Here is a 17202-nt window from a genome sequence, read left to right as displayed (position 1 = left end):
TCCGACCATACGGGCTGTGGAGTGTGTCTCGAGTCCGACCATACGGGCTGTGGAGTGTGTCTCGAGTCCGACCATACGGGCTGTGGAGTGTGTCTCGAGTCCGACCGTACGGGCTGTGGAGTGTGTCTCGAGTCCGAACGTTCGGGATCTCGCTCGAGCGGCAGTTTCGAGATGTCAGCGTGTCGATCGACCGCCGTCTCTCGATCACTGCCACGTCGGCAGGTCGATACCCCCGTTCTCGAATTGATCCCAGACGACGATTACCGAGGGAAGCACGAGGATCGACGTAAAGCAGGCGTAGAACACGCCCAGCGCAAGGAGCAAGCCGAACTCCATGATGAGCGGGATCAACGCGACGTACAACACGCCGAGCCCGCAGACGGTCGTGAGCATACTCCCGGTCAGGGCACCGCCCGTTCCGCGGACGGTCACCATCAGCGCCTCGTGGATGTCGTTGCCGTCCTCGAACTCGTCGACGAACCGGTGCATGAAGTGGACCGTGTAGTCGACCCCCAGCCCGATCGAGACCGAGAGGATCGGCGCGTTGATCGGACTCAACGGGATGTCGAAGTACCGCATCGATCCGGCCAGCAGGGCGACGGTCAACAACACCGGAATCAGATTGATCACGCCGTAGACCGCTCGACCCTCGAGCAACCAGTAGGTCAGGACGAGGAAGACGGCCGTCAGCAGGAACGCGATCATCAGGCTGTTGATCGACGCGTCGGTGGTCTCGTCGATTACGGACTCGAAGATGACGAGTTGGCCGGTCGCCGTCGCGTCCATGGGTATCTCCTCGGCGGTCTCCTGGGCGGCGACGACGGCCTCGTCCTGCTCGGCGTCGACGTCGATCATGATGTCGATCTGTGCCGCGCCGCGATCGGTCGTCAGCCGCTGGCTGGCCTCACCGCTTGCCTCGGAGTCGAACAGTTCGTCGTAGACGACGTCGACGTCTCGGTCGGGGATCTCGTCGCCCGTCGAATCGTATCGGGTGACGACCGCGTCGAACTCGGGATCCTCCGCGGCGTGGGACTCGATGACCGAGAGAACGCTATCTGCATCGGCCTGTCCTCCCTCGCTCTGGAACTCGTCTGGCGGGTTCTCGAGCGCCCTATTGATGTCTCTCAGGGCGGTATCGGATCGTAAGTCCCCGTCCTCGACGTAGATCGTGACCGACCCCTGCATTCCCTGCTCGAAGTCCTCTTCCATGTAATCGAGGACGGTCATGAAGGTGTACTCGCCGGGCGAGAGCGGGCCGGGTAAGTGCTGGTACTGATCGACGCGATCTTGCTCGGGGAAGAACGCTTCTTCGTCGAACTCGGTGTCGACGCCGGTCCCGTAGGCCGCGGCACCGCCGCCGACGACGAGAATCGCCACGAGGAAGAGGACCGGTGCTACTTTCGAGATGTGGACGCCGACGGGCAGGACCTTCCCCATGTAGGAGTCTTCGCGCCCCAACGGGGTGGTTCCGAACTCGGGGAAGCGCGTTCCGTCGCGGAGCCGGTCGAAGCCGACCTTCCCCGCCGGGAGGAAGACGCCGAAGATGAGGAACGTGAAGATCATCCCGAAGGCGGCGACGATTCCGAAGTCTTGCATTCCGTCCATCGAACTGACGAGGTTCGCCGCGAAGCTGAAGACGGTCGTGATCGTCACGATGAGGAACGCGGTCGTCAGCTGTGCCGACGTGACGGTCATCGACTCGCCGATCGAGACGCCCTTGGCCCGCTCTTCACGATAGCGATTGATTATGTGTATGCCGAAGTCGATCCCGACCGCTAACAGTAAGGGAAAGACGACGATCAGGGAGTCCGAGAAGGGGATGTTCGCGAATCCCATGAAGCCGAACGTCCAGATCATCGTCATCACGAGCGCGACGAGACCCAGTCCGAGATCGATCGGGTCCCGATAGGCCACCAGCAGGAAGAACATGATGAGGATGATCGCGGCCGGGAAGACGACGATAGCGGTATCGCCCAGCAGCTGAAGCGTTTCCTCCTCGATGATCGCGTCGCCGAAGATGACGATGTTCTCGCCGCTTTCGAAGCCGTCTACCTCGTTGGCGATCTCCTCGGTTTCGTACTGCAGATCCGCGTAATTGTCCGTATCGGCCATCGGCGCGGTGTCGTAGGTGATCGCCACCTGCGCGACGTTCGCCTGTGCCGATTCGCGCGTAAAGTCGGTGCTTACGGGGAGTCCAGCCACCTCGTCGGCGTCGGCGATCGCCTCGTCGATCTGGCGCTGTGAGGCGCTGTTGACCGCCCGATACTGTTCCTCCGACGTTTCCGCTTCGGGATCGAGTTGCTGTGCGACCAGGGATGCGGGGCTCGTCGAGGACTCGACGCGGAGGCCGTCGCGGGTCTCGATCTCGTCTTGGAACTCGAGCATCCGCAAGAGGTTCGGTTGAGAGAGGACGTTGCGATCGTCTTCGACGAACAACTGGGCGGTCGTGCCCCCCTCCTCGTGGCCCGTCTCGCCGAAGTCATCCTGGATGTCCTCGTAGGCCTGGGCCTCCTCGGTGTCGTCGGCGAACTGATCGGCACCGGCTTCCTGGCCGCCGTCGCCCATACCGGCTCCGGCCATGAACACGCCCGTCAGCAGGAGAAAGACGATGACGATCGTCCACGGGCGCTTCGAAATCAGCGGATTCACCCGCCGGGTGAACGGGTCGCTTCCGCGGCCGTCGTCCGGGCTCCCGCTCGAGCCGCCCAGCGAGCCGACGTGACTCGAGAGCGAACCGAACAGGCCCCCGATTCGGCCGGTGCGTCCCGAACCGCCTCGAGCGCCGTCGCTGGCGAAGGTGCTGTCGCCGGACCCGCCCTCGGCGAGACCGTCGTCGCTGAGGCGGTCGTCGGGGCGATCGGAGTCGGTCATTCAGTTATCCTCGTCGCCACCAGAGCGTGATTCCGACGCCCGCGACGGTGAGCGCACCCAGGATGCCGACGAGCGTGCCCGTAATGCCGCCGCCGTCGTCTTCCGCGGCCACGACTTCGACCGGGTGCTGGTAGGTGTCCGAGAGCGTCGTGTCGCCGCGTTCGGTATCGTACTGGAAGTCCAGTTCGACGGGATGAGTTTCCGTGGTCGCCCGGTCGCTTGCGGAGATGTCGAACGTTATCTCGGCCGTTTCGCCGGGGGCGAGTTCGGGGACGAACGCCTCGTCGTTGTCCGTCTCGAGCTCGCCTTTCGTGTACAACATCGCGTCGATGTTCGAGAGCGTTCCCGAGCGCTCGTTGGTAATCTCGAGGGTGAACTCCTCGGTCCCGTCCTGGGGAACCGAGATGTTGTCGCCGTCGATGGCAAACTCGTCCTGGTAGTCGTCGACGACGACGCGCTCGGAGTGTGGCCCGTCCTCGAGCGGCGAGTTGTCGCCGCCGGTGTACTCGACGGTAAACCGGAGCTGGCGGTCGCCGCCGTCGGCCTGCCCGCTGACGTCGGTCGGGTAACGGAAGTCGGCCGTTTCGCCGGGTTCGATCTCAGGGAGGGCATAGCGGGTGTCCTCGACGAACAGCGTTTCGCTCATCGGCTCGACGACCAACACCGCGTCGTCGACGGATCGGGGCCCGTCGTTGTGGACCTGCCCGGTTACGTCGCCGTCGTAGCCGACCGCGAGGTCGTCCTCGAGGTTCTGGATGGAGAACTGCTGTTCGCCGGCGGGTGCGAGGCTGGCGGTCTGGGGTTGTGCTTCCTGCTGGACGCCGCTCGAGTCCCGGTAGGTAAACTCGAGATCGAGCGGTTTCTCGCCGCCGCTGACGGATTCGTCGATCTGGGCGTTCACGGTCGTCGTCGTGGACTCTCCGGGGTCGAGATCGCCGAGAACGTCTTCGGCTACTTCGCCGTCGATGACGACGCCGCCACCGCCTGCAATGGTCGCCCGAGTCTCGTTCGCGGCTTCGGTGCCGGTGTTTTCGATTTCGATCGTCGCATCACCGCTCGAGCCGGGTTCGACGTTGGTCGTGACGCTCGTCACGTCGAACCGCGGTTCGTCCGGCACTTCGACGGTGATATCGTGCGTTTCGCTGTTTCGCTCCCGGTCGACGCTCCCGTCCGTTCCGATCGTACTGTGGTACGTGTAGCTCACTTCGACGGAAACGTCGTACTCTCCGGGTTCGATATCTTGCGGAACGCTAACGGGGAAAACTGCTTCGGAAACGCTCCCGTCCTGTACCGGTCCGATCCCGATATCGTCCGTCTGGGCGTCGAACGGTCCATCGTCGTCGATTTCGACGGTCACGCTCTGGGCGTCCGTGACACCCTCGCCGGAGCCGGTCGTGACTTCACCGTCGTTTCGAATGTCGAACTCGAGTTCTTCGACTGTTCCGGGTGCGACCTCGTTGTCGGCGAGGTGGACCGAGAGATCCGGTTCGCCTCGGTCCGGCGGGACGTAGCCGCTACCACCCATCTCCTGTGCGACGACTCCGATCGGTGCGAACGCCGTTCCGATGGCGACGAGAACGACGAACGCGATAACGACCCTCGACGGTTGTTTCACGTTCATCGAGGCCACCCCTCGTGATGGTTAGTGGAGGAATATTCCAATCGTGCTGGCTGGTGTATTGTAGAGCCAACAGTGTTGGAGGGAAGACTATCTGTCATTACTCTAAAACGGCATGGTGATTTTATAGGCTTTGTGATTGAACGTTCAATCAACTCCCTTTTTGGTGCCGCGTCTCGTTTGCGATGCTATGAGTTACAGGGAACGAACGCCAACTGCCAATCCTCGAGACAGCCACGACTGGCCGGGTTCATCACCAGTCCGAGTCACCGAGTGTTTCAGACTCGAGCATCGAGAAGTGGGTATCGATGACTCGTGATCTTCTCGAGAACCCATCGGGGACGCGCGAGGAAATCCTCGCCGCGACGTTCGATACGCTGATGGAACACGGCTACGCGGATCTGACGATCGACAAGATCGGCGACGAGTTCGACAAGAGCCAGTCGCTGATCTACCACCACTACGACGGCAAGGACGACGTCGTTCTCGAGACCTTAGAGCGGCTGCTCGAGGAGCACCGAACCGAAACCTTCGAAGGAGAGATCGACGAGCCGCGCGAGTGGCTCGAGGCGATTATCGCCAGGCCGCTCGACGAGGACATCGACGAACAAAAGCGCATGTCACTCGCGACGCTGTTCGAACTGCGGGCTCGAGCCATCCACGACGACGCCTACCGAGAGCACTTTACCAGAAGCGACGAGGTCTTCGAGGAGTTTCTGGCCGACGTTATCGAAGAGGGCGAAGAACAAGGGGTCTTTCGCGCGTGCAATCCCGTCGGCGTCGCAGGGATGGTCATCACCGTGATCAACGGCGCGCTCGTGCGACGCTCGACGAGCGAGAGCGACGACTGGATCGGCGACGTTCGAGACGAAGTGCAGTCGTACCTCGAGAAGTGCGTTTACGCGGAATAAGTGACACTCGGCAACTGGCTCGCAATCGCCCATCCATCACCCCACTCAGTTCCGATGGAGGACGATGTCGTCAGGAACGAGGGCAAACCCCAGTATTCGAAACTCGCTGTCGAAAGCGAAGCTGTGTTCGACTCAAACTCGCTTGTGAGCACTCTGGTCGCGTGATATACGAACGAAACCTGTTGGTGGCAGTTGACGAACCGTACCAGTCGTAACTCCCTACCAGGTATCGCCCTCCTCGTCATCAAGAACGTCTGCTCGGTCGTAGGCGTCGAAGCCACCTGCTTGTTCGAACCGGGAGAGAGATGTTTCAATCCGTAACTCTGACCGTCGGCACGTGTCTCGAAGGCGGAACGCCGCTCGAGCTTGGTCATCTGGATTGTTCTTGATGCTGTAGCCCTTTCCCCGTTGGTAGCCTATATACTGTTCGTTCAGGAGTTCCTCGACCAAGTCCTTCCCTCGTCCTTGCTCGGTCGATTCCAACGCTTTGCTGACGAGGTCCTGCTTCGAAAAAGGGCTCCCCCATCCATGCCCGCGGGTCATTTTAAATAGTAAGTCGCATTTGATTTCCGAATCCGAAGGTCGGTTAGAAGACATGTTTTATACTCTGTATGTATCTATCAGCAACACAAACTTATATATGTTATTCTTATCCAGTGTTACACGGGATTCCAATGGATGCGACATAACTGTACCATAGCTTTAACATAGATCGACGATAAGATGTGTATACAGACCACCATACTACCCAGAATAGAGTAGTGAACAGGATAGATACCCTCTCTATCCGCTATACCGTGGCTGAAGACAATATGAGTAACAGTGAAAGCGTGCCCCAGCCGGGTGCCGATAACGACAACGCACCGTTCCGCGAAAAATACCCATCTGGATGGTTAGCACTCACCCAAAATGAGAGTGTGGGCCTGATGATCGACGCCATCCTTGATCTGCCGCAGTATCGGGAGTTCAATCAAACCGAACTCGCAAATATGGCAAATGTGAGCCGCCAGTCTGTTAGTCGCCATATCGATCTGCTTGCAGGGCTCGATATTATCGAGCCTGTGCAAGGAACAGCTCCAAAGCGGTTTCGGTTCAACCCGGAAAGTCCCGTCAGTGAGGCTCTTATCCACCTTGACGGAGCTATGAATAGAGTCGGTCAAGAAGCCAGACAAAGCGATTGATCCTTGCCGATTACCACTCAGAACGGGCGTACGACGGAGTACAAACGCGACGAGGGACGGGTTATTACCGACCGGATTGAGGAACTTCGAACGACACACACCCACGCAGAGTTGATCGAGGGTATCCGCGATATGAGCAACGATGTCCGAAACTTCCGTCAGAAGCACGACGTCGACAGCGTCGAAGATCTCACAACGACACTCGAGCCGGGAGATGACGGCTGGGGGGATGTAGATCAGTGGCGGTCGACGCGCAAAAACCTCGCACTCGCGAAAGCGGCGTTGCAGGTGGACGAGGCACATCGTGTCGCGGAGGTTTGATGATAGTGGATGATTGGGAATGGACCGATACCGGTGCTCCGGTCGTCCACTTGTCACTAGTTGGTACTGTGATTTCTTTATCTACTTTTTCACGCGAAAAACCCCGTTACATCTATCACGTAACGTAACGTAGCCTATCGTAACGATGAAAACCGTTACAACTCGAATACCCGAAGACGACGAAGAGTTGTTATCCGAAATTGAACAGGAGATGACCGCAGATAGGTCAGAGGTTCTTCGCCGCCTCATTCGGGAAGGCCTCACAGACTGGCGAAAGGAGAAGGCACTCGACCTGCTTCGAGAACACAAAGTCACCCTTCGCCGTGCTGCTGAAATTGCCGATGTGACGTATGTCGAGATGCTTTCACTCGCCGCCGAGGAGGGCATCGATACCGGATACACAACCGACGAACTCGAACGTGACCTCGGGCGAATTTGATGGTCGTTGTTGATTCGTCTGCGCTAATCCCGCTTTCGTGGATTGGCCGCCTTGACCTAATCTCGGCCACCTGGGATGAGATACGGACAACTGAGAGAGTGAAAGACGAAGTTCTCACGGAGGGAAAGCGAGGAACTGCATCGCTTACGTCATTTCTCGATGGCGTTTCGATTTGTGAAACGCCTCCCGAAGCTGAGGAAGTGGCATCGTTGGAGGGTGTTGCGGTAGCCGATGCGTCAGTGATTTTGCTGGCGGATGATGGAGAGGAGGTTCTTCTCGCTAACGACAAAGGTCTTATAGAGGTTGCCCGGAGTCACGATGTCGAGTGTTGGTGGGTGACAACGTTGTTGCTTACATGTTCGAAAAAGGGAGTATTGACTTCCACAGAAGCAACCGAGGTCTTGTACGACCTCGTAGATTCAGGAATGAATCTTCATCCGAAAGTATACTCTCAAGTACAACAAAAACTTCGGGAATTGGGAGAGTAATACACTCAGTAATCGAGAAACGCGTGTGGAAGGTCCGGCTACTCGAGCAGGTCTTCTTCGACCCCACACCCACACGGGTACGCGTTGTGGTGGGTCGGAACGATCTGGACGACCGCGGTAACCGGAACCCCGCAGTGTGGGCACGGAACCGGATCCGGCTCGTCGTCGGTCATTCTTCGAGCACCCGAATCTCCTCGTTCGTCACGATCAGCGGGATTCCCTGGACCTCGAGTCGGACTTCGATCGATTGGTCTGTCGACTCGAGCAGCCGCTCGAGGGCTTCGGGGTCGAACTCGCTCGCGAGCTGGTAGGCGTCTCTCGGGAGGCCGTGGTCCTCGAGCGTGTGGACCATCTCGACGGCGAGGCTCGGCTGGAGTTCGGTCATCCGGCGATCACGCTCCCTCGAGGAGTGGTCGTCGTTCGAGAATCAGTCGTTCCCGCTCGAGGGTCGAGTTCTGTAGCTCGAGAGTTGGGCACCGTTGCTCGAGGGATTGGGTGTGCTGATTCGAGGACCGCCTGTGGTCGACTTCGATTCGTCTGTCGGACGGGATGTTTAAGCCCGCGGAGAAGCAATCGTATCATGGCAACCGATCCAATGTGCGATTGGAAGCCACGTCTCGGGTGGCTCTAGCACCCGGGGCATTTCAAATACGAACGCCCCCATGCGCGGAGTGTGTGGCTTCCATTTGGTGTTACGTCCCGTAGTGTCATATAACTACTGTTTCCGGTCGGGAATAATGTGTGCAGTCTGATTCTGGGTGTTTATGGGTGGGGAGTGACTGTGATCTCGAGAGAGTTGTGGTCTCGAGAAACTATTGTTTCGCGTGCGTGCACTATTTCGGCGAGTAATATACTCATAAAAGGGTATTACTCGAGTTCTAACGAGTTGAGCAGTATCCATTGGAAACCGCCTCTAACGGCATATATCGGCCGTAACGATCGTTCCAAATCCGGGAAATTCCAGAAAGCTTATTACTGAAAGCCTACTCCTCTCATCTACCCCTACCCGGTGCAAGCAGATTCGACGGGGAGTAATCCTCTGTTGCTAGCTGATTGCACTCCAGTTGCATCGCTCGCAAACTACACGAAACCGAAACTACCAATCATAACATGACAAACGACGCAACCTACCGCGAGAAGGGACGTGCACTGTTCCTTGCCGCAATGATGGTCCTGTCCGTTGTTGCTATGTCCGCAGCGTTTGCGGGCGCAGCAGCGGCACACAATCATTACGACGATGGACCGACTTTTGACAGCGATACTGATGGTATCGATGTCGTCTGGATCGGACAAGAGATAACACTGGACAGTAGCAATAATGATCCAGCTGATCAGTTTGACGGACTCGTGTCCATCGCTGAAGGCCCACCAGATGGTGAGTCTCCTGATTCAACTATTGATACTGATAATGCAGAAGGTGGTGTGGTAACCTTCGAAACAGATGATCTCGAAGATGGTCAGTACTACCACATCTATGAACACGGTAGCGATAATACCGAGTTCCACGAAGAAACCTTCCAAGCACTGTCTGAAGATATCGATGTTGAATTCGATCGAGATTCAGTGAACCAAGACGGTACAGTAGACATCAGCTTTGAATCCGAACGTGATACGGACTCACAGAGCGTCACCTATACCGATGGTGGTCACAGTCAGGATGTGAACGTCTCGGTTGAGGATATCAACGCTGATGACCTCGAAAACATTCTCGAACCAAACGGAAATACGTTGGTCGAAAGTGGTGATGGTGTCGTTATCGAAGACCTTGGAGCGGATGAGACAATCGTCGCTAACTTCAATGGTGTAGATGTCGATACAGGCGAGTACGAATTCCACTTCAACGTTACTGACTCCTTGGCAGAAGCAACCGCCACAATCGAAGTAACTGATGACGATGAAGACCGATACTTCGTCTCTATCGACAACCCTGAGCAGGGTGATGTTGCGAACGTAACGATCGGTGTTGATGAGACCGATCACGCTGTTGTCACGCTAGGCGACTACGATGATGACGGCCACGCAGCAATCATCGCCCTCGAGAACATCGAAGAGGACGAAATCGTTCTTCAATACAACACGTACGCTGCCGAGCAATCCGATGCATGGACTCTCTACAACGAGTCTCAGGCAGACATCGCTGAAGAACAAGGCGGAGCGGAGATTCGATTCGTTGAAACTGATCTCAACGGAGATCCACTTCCAGGCCACAGGTGGGACCTGGGAATTGGCTCGTTCGACGATGGTGACTACAATCACCCACTGAGCAGTGTTGAAGACGTTGTGGATGCCTCGGAATATGATCAGTATGACCGCGACATCATGATCATCAGTGACCGTACATCACCTGGTGATGCGGTAACCCAGACTGCTCCCGAGGATGATAGTGTAAGTGATCTCGATGGATACGAAGACACAACGGTCACTAACACGGAAATCATCGCAGTTGACGAGGACTTCGATGAGGGAGACTCACTCTTCATGCACATCGAAGACTTCGGAGCGAACGGCTCGGTTGAGGCATTAGGAAGTAGTGTTAGTGGTGAAAACCTCTATGACAATGTCGGCATTTCCATCGAAATTGTTGAACAGGACTCTGGTGCCGTTGGAACGCCAACGAACTGGAATTCCAGTTATCAGTACGATGATGAGGGAATCGACCACGATCTCCCGGTCGAGGTCTACACTCTCGAGGATGATTACGAAGGCGACCTGATTATCGAAATCCTCTACCTCGATGGTGGAATCGAGAACTTCGAAATCGATGAGACCTACGATGTATACTTCAACATCAGCGAGGAGTACAACGACCTCTTCGATGAGAACTACTCGGATAGTGGCGAACTCACCTTCGAAGAACCCGAACTCGAGTGGGACGAGATAGACGAACTCGAGGCAAGTGAAGAAGCAACCGCTACTGGAACGACCAACATAGCGCCGGGCTCGGAGATCCGAACAGTAGCCGACTCTCCAACGGATGAAGGCTCGTTCGTCGAGACTGCTGATGCAAATGTCACGGTCAGTGCTGATGGCAACGTCTTCACTGCGACGTTCGATCTGAGTGATGAGGAAGTTGGTTCACTCTTCGACCTCGAAGCCGAAACTCCATTCGGTGATGACGATGACACTCTCGAGGATGTCCGACTCGTCGAAGCAGAAGACGATGACGACGACGATGAGGACAAACCCGAAGAAGGTCTCGGCCTCAGCGTTGACTACGACGACATCGAAGAAGGTGACACCGCCGAGGTCGATACGACCGTAGACAACCACGGCGAGAACGAGACGACCGTCGACGTGGTCCTCGAGATTGATGGCGAGACTCACGAAGAGTCCCTCGAGATCGACGGTGGCGACTCCGCCTCGCACACCTTCGCAGTCGAAAACCTCAGCGTCGGCGACTACGACTTCACCGTCACCGTCGAAGACGACGAGTTCGACGAAGAGTACGACGGAACGATCTCCGTCAGTGAAGAAGGCGCACCTGACGATGACGATGATGACGCCGACGCACCTGAAGATGACGACGATGATGACGATGACGACGATGACGGAACGCCCGGATTCGGCGTCGCCGTCGCCCTCGTCGCACTACTCAGTGCCGCAATGCTCGCACTGCGCCGTCAGGACTAACTCGAGCAGCTAACCCCCGGATCACTCCGGTTATCGCGACAAACACTCCACTTTTGCAGATGAAACAATTCATCTTCTATCAGTTGCAGTCAAGGGAACAACTCTAATTACGAGGTAGATGAGACAGTCTCCGAAATGCGAACGTTCAATATCTGCTCATAGTTAGCCTCACGTAGTGACCAGAGCATTTGAACAACTGTCTGAGAGTCCCCAGACAGATTTTAACATCAACGATCTTTCCTACGCGGAACGAGGGCTGGCTCGGAAGATTAAGGTTCAACAGACTTCCACCGTGGAAAACGACCACAGTGAAGGGAGTTTTACGACTGTTTTCTATCTCGAGGGAGATGAACGCGAAGCCGCTGAAGTCTTCGCCGAGAAGCACAGTGACCGACTCGAGGAAATCGACTTCTCGAAACGCAACGTGATCCAGACGAGCGTTTCCCAACATATCTATGACTGGATTCTCCACGCGATGGGTGAGCGGGAGTTAACAAAACACGAAACCGTTGTACTCGAGAAACGGTCCGATGGAACCTGTTGGATTATCGATCGAGAACAGTACGAACGGAATCCGAACCGTCGATATTCGATATCGGAACAGTACGCGGTTCGGATGGACGGTCTTTCACGCGCACGATGAGTCTATTATGGAGTCGGATCTCGAGAATTGCGACGCGATAGCCGGTGAGGTGCGGTATTTACTCGAGTATTTCCGAGTAGAAGAGTCCCTCGAGTGTCGACCGGTGAGTCTCGAAGGCGAAATGGCAGTGCAAAAGATCGAATGAGGTCTGTTGTCCTCCGACACCCTCTATTTCGGGCTGATTTACGCTATTCTTTGGCCAGTTTCGAGTTTCTCATTGGTTAGTGATTGTGGTGTTCTCGACAGGTAGAACGTCTCTATTCACGAGGCTATATTCCTGAGACCACTCTAAATAGCTCGAAGCTCCATACGAAGAACGGTTTAATCGACTCTTACAACATTCCCAAATATGGACCTATCGTACAAGAAGACTTATTACAAACCATCGAAACCACCCAAACACCCCTATCCGGTAGGCTGAGTAGTTCGACGACGGCTCCGTTGGTAGGAAGCCGGTAACGGTCGCCTAACCGTGAATTGCACGCGAAACAATGCAGTACGAAACAATAATACAATATAAATGACAAACGAAAATTCATATCGCGAGAAGGGACGCGCACTGTTCCTCGCCGCGATGATGGTCCTCTCCGTTGTTGCAATGTCCGCAGCGTTTGCGGGTGCAGCAGCAGCAGTCAACGAAGAGACTGTTGATGACGGACCGACCTTTGACAGCAACGATATTGACGAAGTATGGATCGGTCAACAAATAACTCTGGAGACAAGCTCAACTAACGAATTCGATGGTCTCGTCTCGATCGCAGAGGGACCCTTCGATTCGGAAGACTCTCCTGACGATACTATCGAAACAAACGATTCTGATACTAATGGAGACGTAATCCTCGAGACAGATGATCTTGAGGATGGAGAGTATTATCAGATCCATTCGCACGCTAACAACGACGCTGACTTCCACGGCGAGACCTTCCAGGCTGTCTCAGAAGATCCTGATGTGGAATTCGACAGTAACAGCGTCTCTGAAGAAGGTCAGGTAGATATTGAGTTTGAGTCTGAACGTGATGCAGACTCACAGGATGCTACTGCTAACAACCATCAGCAGGACGTGAACGTCTCGTCCGATGATATCGATGGAGGCGATCTCCACGACCTCCTCGTGAGCAACGATGAGGCTGGCGGTGACGATTACAGCCCAGAACAGCTCGGTGACGGAGTCGTCCTCCAGGACCTTGATGACGACGAAACGATCACCATGGACCTTACTGGCGAACTCGACACCGGCGAGTACGAGTTCACCTTCAACGTCACCGACTCGCTCGCTGAAACCAACGCGACGATCGAAGTAACCGATGACGACGAAGATCGGTACATCGTCGATAACGATGATCCAGAGCAGGGTGACATCGCAAACGTGACCATCGGCGTCGAAGAAACTGACGAGGCAATCGTCTCGTTCGGTGACTACGACGGCGAAGGTCACCAATCGGTCATCGCTCTCGAGAACATCGATGATGACGAAATCGTCCTGCAGTACAACACTGCCTACGCGGATGCAAGTGGTGAACAGCCATGGAGTCTCTACAACTCCTCCCAGGCAGATGTTGTCGAAGTCGTTGCAGAAAATATGCAGGATCATAACTCTGACGAGGAGATGAACATCACCTCAACAGACCTTGAGGACGATGAAGCACTCCCAAGCGGCTCGTGGGATATTGGAATCGGTACCTATGACGACGGTGACGGGAATGTAGGTGTCGACAACATTGAGTTCAATGAGAACTTCGATGATGGATTTGACGAGGATGCGGCTGCATTCCTCGCTGAAAACATTGATCAGGATGACCGCGACAGCATGCTCATCACTGACCGTGCTCCACCAGCTGACGCGGTCCTCCAGACCGCAGCTGACGACTATGACGTGAGCGACATCGACGGCTACGATGACGCACACGTCACTGCAACTGATGTCATCGCAACGGACTACGACAACGATGATCTTGTCGAGGCCAACGGTGACTCGCTATTCCTCTCCGTTGAGGATGTTGGCGCAGACGGTGTGTTCAACGACCTTGACGAAGATGTGAGCGGCGCAGAACTCTACGAAGCAACCGGTATCTCGATCGAAGTCGTTGAGCAAGAAACTGGTGCAGTCGGTGACGCCACCAACTGGAACTCCAGCGCTGACGGTACTGCTACATATGAAGAACAGAACGATCCAGATAATCACCTCGACATCGACGTTCACTCTCTCGAGGACTATGAAGGCGACCTCATCATCGAAATCAATTACCACGAGCACGAGCTCGAAATCGATGAGTCCTACGACGTCTACTTCAACGTCACCGAGGATTTCTATGATGACGACGCAGAGGAGTATGTGAACAACCCATTCACTGAGGAGGACTACTCCGGCGGAGCGGAGATTTCCTTCGAAGAGCCTGAAGTTGAGTGGGACGAGATAGACGAACTCGGTAACTCGAGTACTGCAACCGCCTACGGTGAGACGAACGTCGCACCAGGTACAGAACTCGATGCTGACGCAGACAGTGACGAAGGCAACTTCATTGAGACGACTGACGTAAACGTCTCCGATGATGGTACCTTCGGTGCAACCTTCGACCTGAGTGACGAGGCAGCTGGCGTTGAGATGGACCTCAGCGTTCAGGAACCACTCACTGACGAAGATGACGAGCTTGGGGGTGTCCAACTCGTCGAAGCAGATGACGATGATGACGACGAAGACGAGGAAGAAGGAATCTCGCTCGGCGTTGACTACGACGACATCGAAGTTGGTGAGGACGCTCACATCGATGCAACCGTAGATAACAACGACGAGAACGAGACCTCCGTTGACGTCACGCTCGAGATCAACGACGAGAGCTACGACCAGACTCTCGACATCGACGGTGACGACTCGGCAACCGCCGAATTCACCGTTGAAGACCTCGACGTTGGCGACTACGACTTCTCCGTTGATGCTGACTCTGACGACGACTCCGCCTCCTACGACGGTACGCTGACCGTCGAAGAGGAAGGTGTCGATGATGACGACGCACCAGCAGACGATGAAGACGACGCTGACGACGACGACGCACCTGAAGATGACGACGATGACGATGACGACGACGATGACGGAACGCCCGGCTTCGGCGTCGCTGTCGCCCTTGTCGCACTGCTCAGTGCCGCAATGCTCGCACTGCGCCGTCAGGACTAACGCGTCACACTACCCCGGATTCGTTCCGGATTTCGCCGCATTTTCCACTTTCTTTCGAACGCTACACCGACCAGCGACAGCTCAAGCTTTTGGCGCTTGTCGACTCAACTACCCGAAACTCGAGCGTGACGTATCGATTACTCCGGAGAACACACCTCCTCGATCGAACACGCCTCGAGTGTGACTCGAGCCTGCTACGGAACCTGCACCAAAGCGCCTGCGACCAGCAGAAACCGATTCAGAATCTCCGCTATTGATTTCACCGAAACCGTTCGCTTCGAGAAAGTACGATTACGCAACTGATAAAATCATGTGCACTTATTGGGTAATAATTTCGATGCTCGTCTATGCACCGACGGAAACTGCTAGCGGGGAGCGGAGTAACGCTGACGACGATCATCGCGGGCTGTACAGGCGATGCGGACGATGACAACGGGAACGAAACCGAAACTGAAAGCGACAACGGCGGAGATGATACCGGAAACGGCGACGATCCGGACGAAGACACGCCAGAATCCGACACCGATGACGGCGACAACGAGGCGGAGACGGACGACGACCAACTCCTGTCGCTCGTCGACACCCTCGAGGACGATCCACCGCTGTTCGATCCCGACACCCGTTCGTTCGACGGCTCTGGCCAGACCGTTACCGACGAGTTCTCCCTCGAGGACGGGCTGACCGCAGTCGCCGTCGACCACTCCGGCGAGGGGTATTTCATGGCCATCCTCGAGGGGGAAGAAGAAACGCTGCTCGTCAACGAAGTCGGCGACGTAACCGGTGGGGCGGCGATCCCCACGGAGAACGGCGACTATCAATTCGATATCGAAGCCGACGGCGAGTGGGAGCTCCACGTCGGCGAACCGGTCGCGCCGGCGGAAGAGCGCAGGACGATCCCGGTCGAAGCCAGCGGGACGGGCGACGGCGTCGTTGGACCGGTCGAGATCGAGGACGACGTAACGGTCGAGGCTGAACACAGTGAAGACGGGAACTTCATCGTCACGATGTACGACGAAAGTGATAGCGCCGGGATCGATGCCGGCGAGACAGTGTTTAGCCGGATCGAAGCGTTCGAGGGCGAGACTCGAGTGGACTACCCCGGAGTCATCTGGATCGACGTCGTCGCCGACGGCGACTGGTCGCTCGCGCTCGAGTAGAAACTGAGCCGGTTGAATCCGTCGCTTTCCAAAACCGACAGCAGACCCCGAATCGTTTCGGCCGTCCGAACCTACTCCTCGAACAGGCCGTCGACGACGACGTCGATCAGTGCATCCCGAGCATCGTCGTACTCGCACGTTTCGGAGCCCGACGACAGATTTTTCGCCCGCGTCGAGAACGTCAGCATTCGGAAGAGTTCGTCGACCAGCACCTCGTCGTCGAATTTGAACGAGTCGAGTTCGGTCCACTCGGTGATCGAACTGAAGATGTTGTTCTCGAGCTTCTCGACGAGCGCTTCTCGGTTCGACGTCGAGAGTTGGGACTGGAACGTTCGGAGTTCGTCGCCGACGATGAGGTTCTTGACGATCGGATTCGATTCGACCTCTTCGAACGTTCGTTTGAGGTTGATCCGCACCTCCTCTCGAGGATCGTCCGCGTTCTCGACCTGTTTCTCGAGGTCCTCGTTGAACCGCTCGACTTCTTTGAGAAGGACCTCCCCGTAGAGCACTTCTTTCGAGTCGAAAAACTGGTAGAAGGTGCTGGTCCCGATATTGACTTCCTCGGTGATATCCTTGATGCGGGTCCGTTCTAACCCGTACTGAATGAATAACTCGCGCCCCGAACTGATCAGCTCTTCCCTGATTCGTTCGCGTTCCTCGTCACTAAATCCCTTCATGTGTGCCCCTGATACTGGTGTCTTTGACTGGCGGTCATAAACAATTCTCCCTCTCGGTCCGCCGCTGAGCGATCGGGTCGCATCGGTGATCGAATGT

The 17202-nt window shown here is 56.1% G+C and carries 15 protein-coding genes; 9 read left to right on the top strand and 6 right to left on the bottom strand.

From position 1 onward, the window contains the following. Positions 1-204: 204 nt before the first annotated feature. Together ACZ5C7_RS21095 and ACZ5C7_RS21090 are read right to left on the bottom strand one after the other, a co-directional pair. Positions 205-2871, bottom strand: coding sequence for an efflux RND transporter permease subunit (locus ACZ5C7_RS21095; RefSeq protein WP_464378219.1), 2667 nt, complete (start codon positions 2869-2871; stop codon positions 205-207). Positions 2872-2875: 4 nt separating this feature from the next. Continuing rightward, the gene (locus tag ACZ5C7_RS21090; RefSeq protein ID WP_464378218.1) at positions 2876-4492 is read right to left on the bottom strand and encodes a COG1361 S-layer family protein; all 1617 of its coding nucleotides are present in this window, start codon (positions 4490-4492) and stop codon (positions 2876-2878) included. 305 nt (positions 4493-4797) lie between these two features. Here ACZ5C7_RS21090 and ACZ5C7_RS21085 point away from each other — a divergent pair, with 305 nt between their 5' ends. After that, entirely contained in the window at positions 4798-5400 is a 603-nt protein-coding gene (locus ACZ5C7_RS21085) for a TetR/AcrR family transcriptional regulator (protein WP_464378217.1), read from the top strand. Positions 5401-5619: 219 nt separating this feature from the next. Here the strand turns inward: ACZ5C7_RS21085 and ACZ5C7_RS21080 are convergent, their stop codons facing one another. Continuing rightward, the gene (locus ACZ5C7_RS21080) at positions 5620-5943 is read right to left on the bottom strand and encodes a hypothetical protein (RefSeq protein ID WP_464378216.1); all 324 of its coding nucleotides are present in this window, start codon (positions 5941-5943) and stop codon (positions 5620-5622) included. Positions 5944-6161: 218 nt separating this feature from the next. Here ACZ5C7_RS21080 and ACZ5C7_RS21075 point away from each other — a divergent pair, with 218 nt between their 5' ends. The 4 genes from ACZ5C7_RS21075 to ACZ5C7_RS21060 all read left to right on the top strand — a co-directional run bounded on the left by ACZ5C7_RS21075 (position 6162) and on the right by ACZ5C7_RS21060 (position 7829). After that, positions 6162-6581 carry a hypothetical protein gene (locus ACZ5C7_RS21075; RefSeq protein WP_464378215.1) on the top strand — a complete coding sequence of 140 codons (420 nt, stop codon included), beginning with the start codon at positions 6162-6164 and terminating at the stop codon, positions 6579-6581. Between the two features lie 3 nt (positions 6582-6584). Continuing rightward, positions 6585-6902 (top strand): DUF7342 family protein, encoded by a 318-nt coding sequence (locus ACZ5C7_RS21070; RefSeq protein WP_464378214.1) that lies wholly within the window; start codon positions 6585-6587, stop codon positions 6900-6902. Between the two features lie 145 nt (positions 6903-7047). Next, entirely contained in the window at positions 7048-7341 is a 294-nt protein-coding gene (locus ACZ5C7_RS21065) for a UPF0175 family protein (RefSeq protein WP_464378213.1), read from the top strand. Then, entirely contained in the window at positions 7341-7829 is a 489-nt protein-coding gene (locus ACZ5C7_RS21060; protein ID WP_464378212.1) for a PIN domain-containing protein, read from the top strand. Before ACZ5C7_RS21065 ends, ACZ5C7_RS21060 begins: the two co-directional genes overlap by 1 nt. A gap of 38 nt (positions 7830-7867) precedes the next feature. On the opposite strand, the gene ACZ5C7_RS21055 is transcribed toward ACZ5C7_RS21060, so the two are convergent. Further along, complete coding sequence (locus tag ACZ5C7_RS21055; RefSeq protein WP_464378211.1) at positions 7868-8002, bottom strand: hypothetical protein; 135 nt, start codon at positions 8000-8002, stop codon at positions 7868-7870. Further along, entirely contained in the window at positions 7999-8214 is a 216-nt protein-coding gene (locus tag ACZ5C7_RS21050; protein WP_464378210.1) for a HalOD1 output domain-containing protein, read from the bottom strand. The genes ACZ5C7_RS21055 and ACZ5C7_RS21050 overlap by 4 nt, the downstream gene beginning before the upstream one ends. A 725-nt stretch (positions 8215-8939) precedes the next feature. Between ACZ5C7_RS21050 and ACZ5C7_RS21045 the strand changes: the two genes are divergently transcribed. From ACZ5C7_RS21045 to ACZ5C7_RS21030, 4 genes are all read left to right on the top strand, one after another. After that, positions 8940-11459 carry a BGTF surface domain-containing protein gene (locus ACZ5C7_RS21045; RefSeq protein ID WP_464378209.1) on the top strand — a complete coding sequence of 840 codons (2520 nt, stop codon included), beginning with the start codon at positions 8940-8942 and terminating at the stop codon, positions 11457-11459. 175 nt (positions 11460-11634) lie between these two features. Then, complete coding sequence (locus ACZ5C7_RS21040; RefSeq protein WP_464378208.1) at positions 11635-12102, top strand: hypothetical protein; 468 nt, start codon at positions 11635-11637, stop codon at positions 12100-12102. 520 nt (positions 12103-12622) lie between these two features. Beyond that, positions 12623-15271, top strand: a complete 2649-nt coding sequence (locus ACZ5C7_RS21035) for a BGTF surface domain-containing protein (RefSeq protein WP_464378207.1) — start codon at positions 12623-12625, stop codon at positions 15269-15271. A gap of 347 nt (positions 15272-15618) precedes the next feature. Next, a complete protein-coding gene (locus ACZ5C7_RS21030; RefSeq protein ID WP_464378206.1) occupies positions 15619-16428 on the top strand; it encodes a cell surface glycoprotein in 810 nt (269 codons plus the stop codon). A gap of 71 nt (positions 16429-16499) precedes the next feature. On the opposite strand, the gene ACZ5C7_RS21025 is transcribed toward ACZ5C7_RS21030, so the two are convergent. After that, a complete protein-coding gene (locus tag ACZ5C7_RS21025; protein ID WP_464378205.1) occupies positions 16500-17105 on the bottom strand; it encodes a TetR/AcrR family transcriptional regulator in 606 nt (201 codons plus the stop codon). Positions 17106-17202 lie beyond the last annotated feature (97 nt).

Source organism: Halostagnicola alkaliphila, from assembly GCF_055379965.1.
The sequence above is the reverse complement of the archived record's forward strand: the minus strand, read 5'-3'. Positions and strand labels throughout refer to the sequence as shown.

Excerpts from the sequence above, each read along its gene's own strand:
- ACZ5C7_RS21095 (WP_464378219.1), bottom strand. The coding sequence starts at position 2,871 with ATGACCGACTCCGATCGCCCCGACGACCGCCTCAGCGACGACGGTCTC.
- ACZ5C7_RS21090 (WP_464378218.1), bottom strand. The coding sequence starts at position 4,492 with ATGAACGTGAAACAACCGTCGAGGGTCGTTATCGCGTTCGTCGTTCTC.
- ACZ5C7_RS21085 (WP_464378217.1), top strand. The coding sequence starts at position 4,798 with ATGACTCGTGATCTTCTCGAGAACCCATCGGGGACGCGCGAGGAAATC.
- ACZ5C7_RS21080 (WP_464378216.1), bottom strand. The coding sequence starts at position 5,943 with ATGACCCGCGGGCATGGATGGGGGAGCCCTTTTTCGAAGCAGGACCTC.
- ACZ5C7_RS21065 (WP_464378213.1), top strand. The coding sequence starts at position 7,048 with ATGAAAACCGTTACAACTCGAATACCCGAAGACGACGAAGAGTTGTTA.
- ACZ5C7_RS21060 (WP_464378212.1), top strand. The coding sequence starts at position 7,341 with ATGGTCGTTGTTGATTCGTCTGCGCTAATCCCGCTTTCGTGGATTGGC.
- ACZ5C7_RS21055 (WP_464378211.1), bottom strand. The coding sequence starts at position 8,002 with ATGACCGACGACGAGCCGGATCCGGTTCCGTGCCCACACTGCGGGGTT.
- ACZ5C7_RS21050 (WP_464378210.1), bottom strand. The coding sequence starts at position 8,214 with ATGACCGAACTCCAGCCGAGCCTCGCCGTCGAGATGGTCCACACGCTC.
- ACZ5C7_RS21045 (WP_464378209.1), top strand. The coding sequence starts at position 8,940 with ATGACAAACGACGCAACCTACCGCGAGAAGGGACGTGCACTGTTCCTT.
- ACZ5C7_RS21035 (WP_464378207.1), top strand. The coding sequence starts at position 12,623 with ATGACAAACGAAAATTCATATCGCGAGAAGGGACGCGCACTGTTCCTC.
- ACZ5C7_RS21030 (WP_464378206.1), top strand. The coding sequence starts at position 15,619 with ATGCACCGACGGAAACTGCTAGCGGGGAGCGGAGTAACGCTGACGACG.
- ACZ5C7_RS21025 (WP_464378205.1), bottom strand. The coding sequence starts at position 17,105 with ATGAAGGGATTTAGTGACGAGGAACGCGAACGAATCAGGGAAGAGCTG.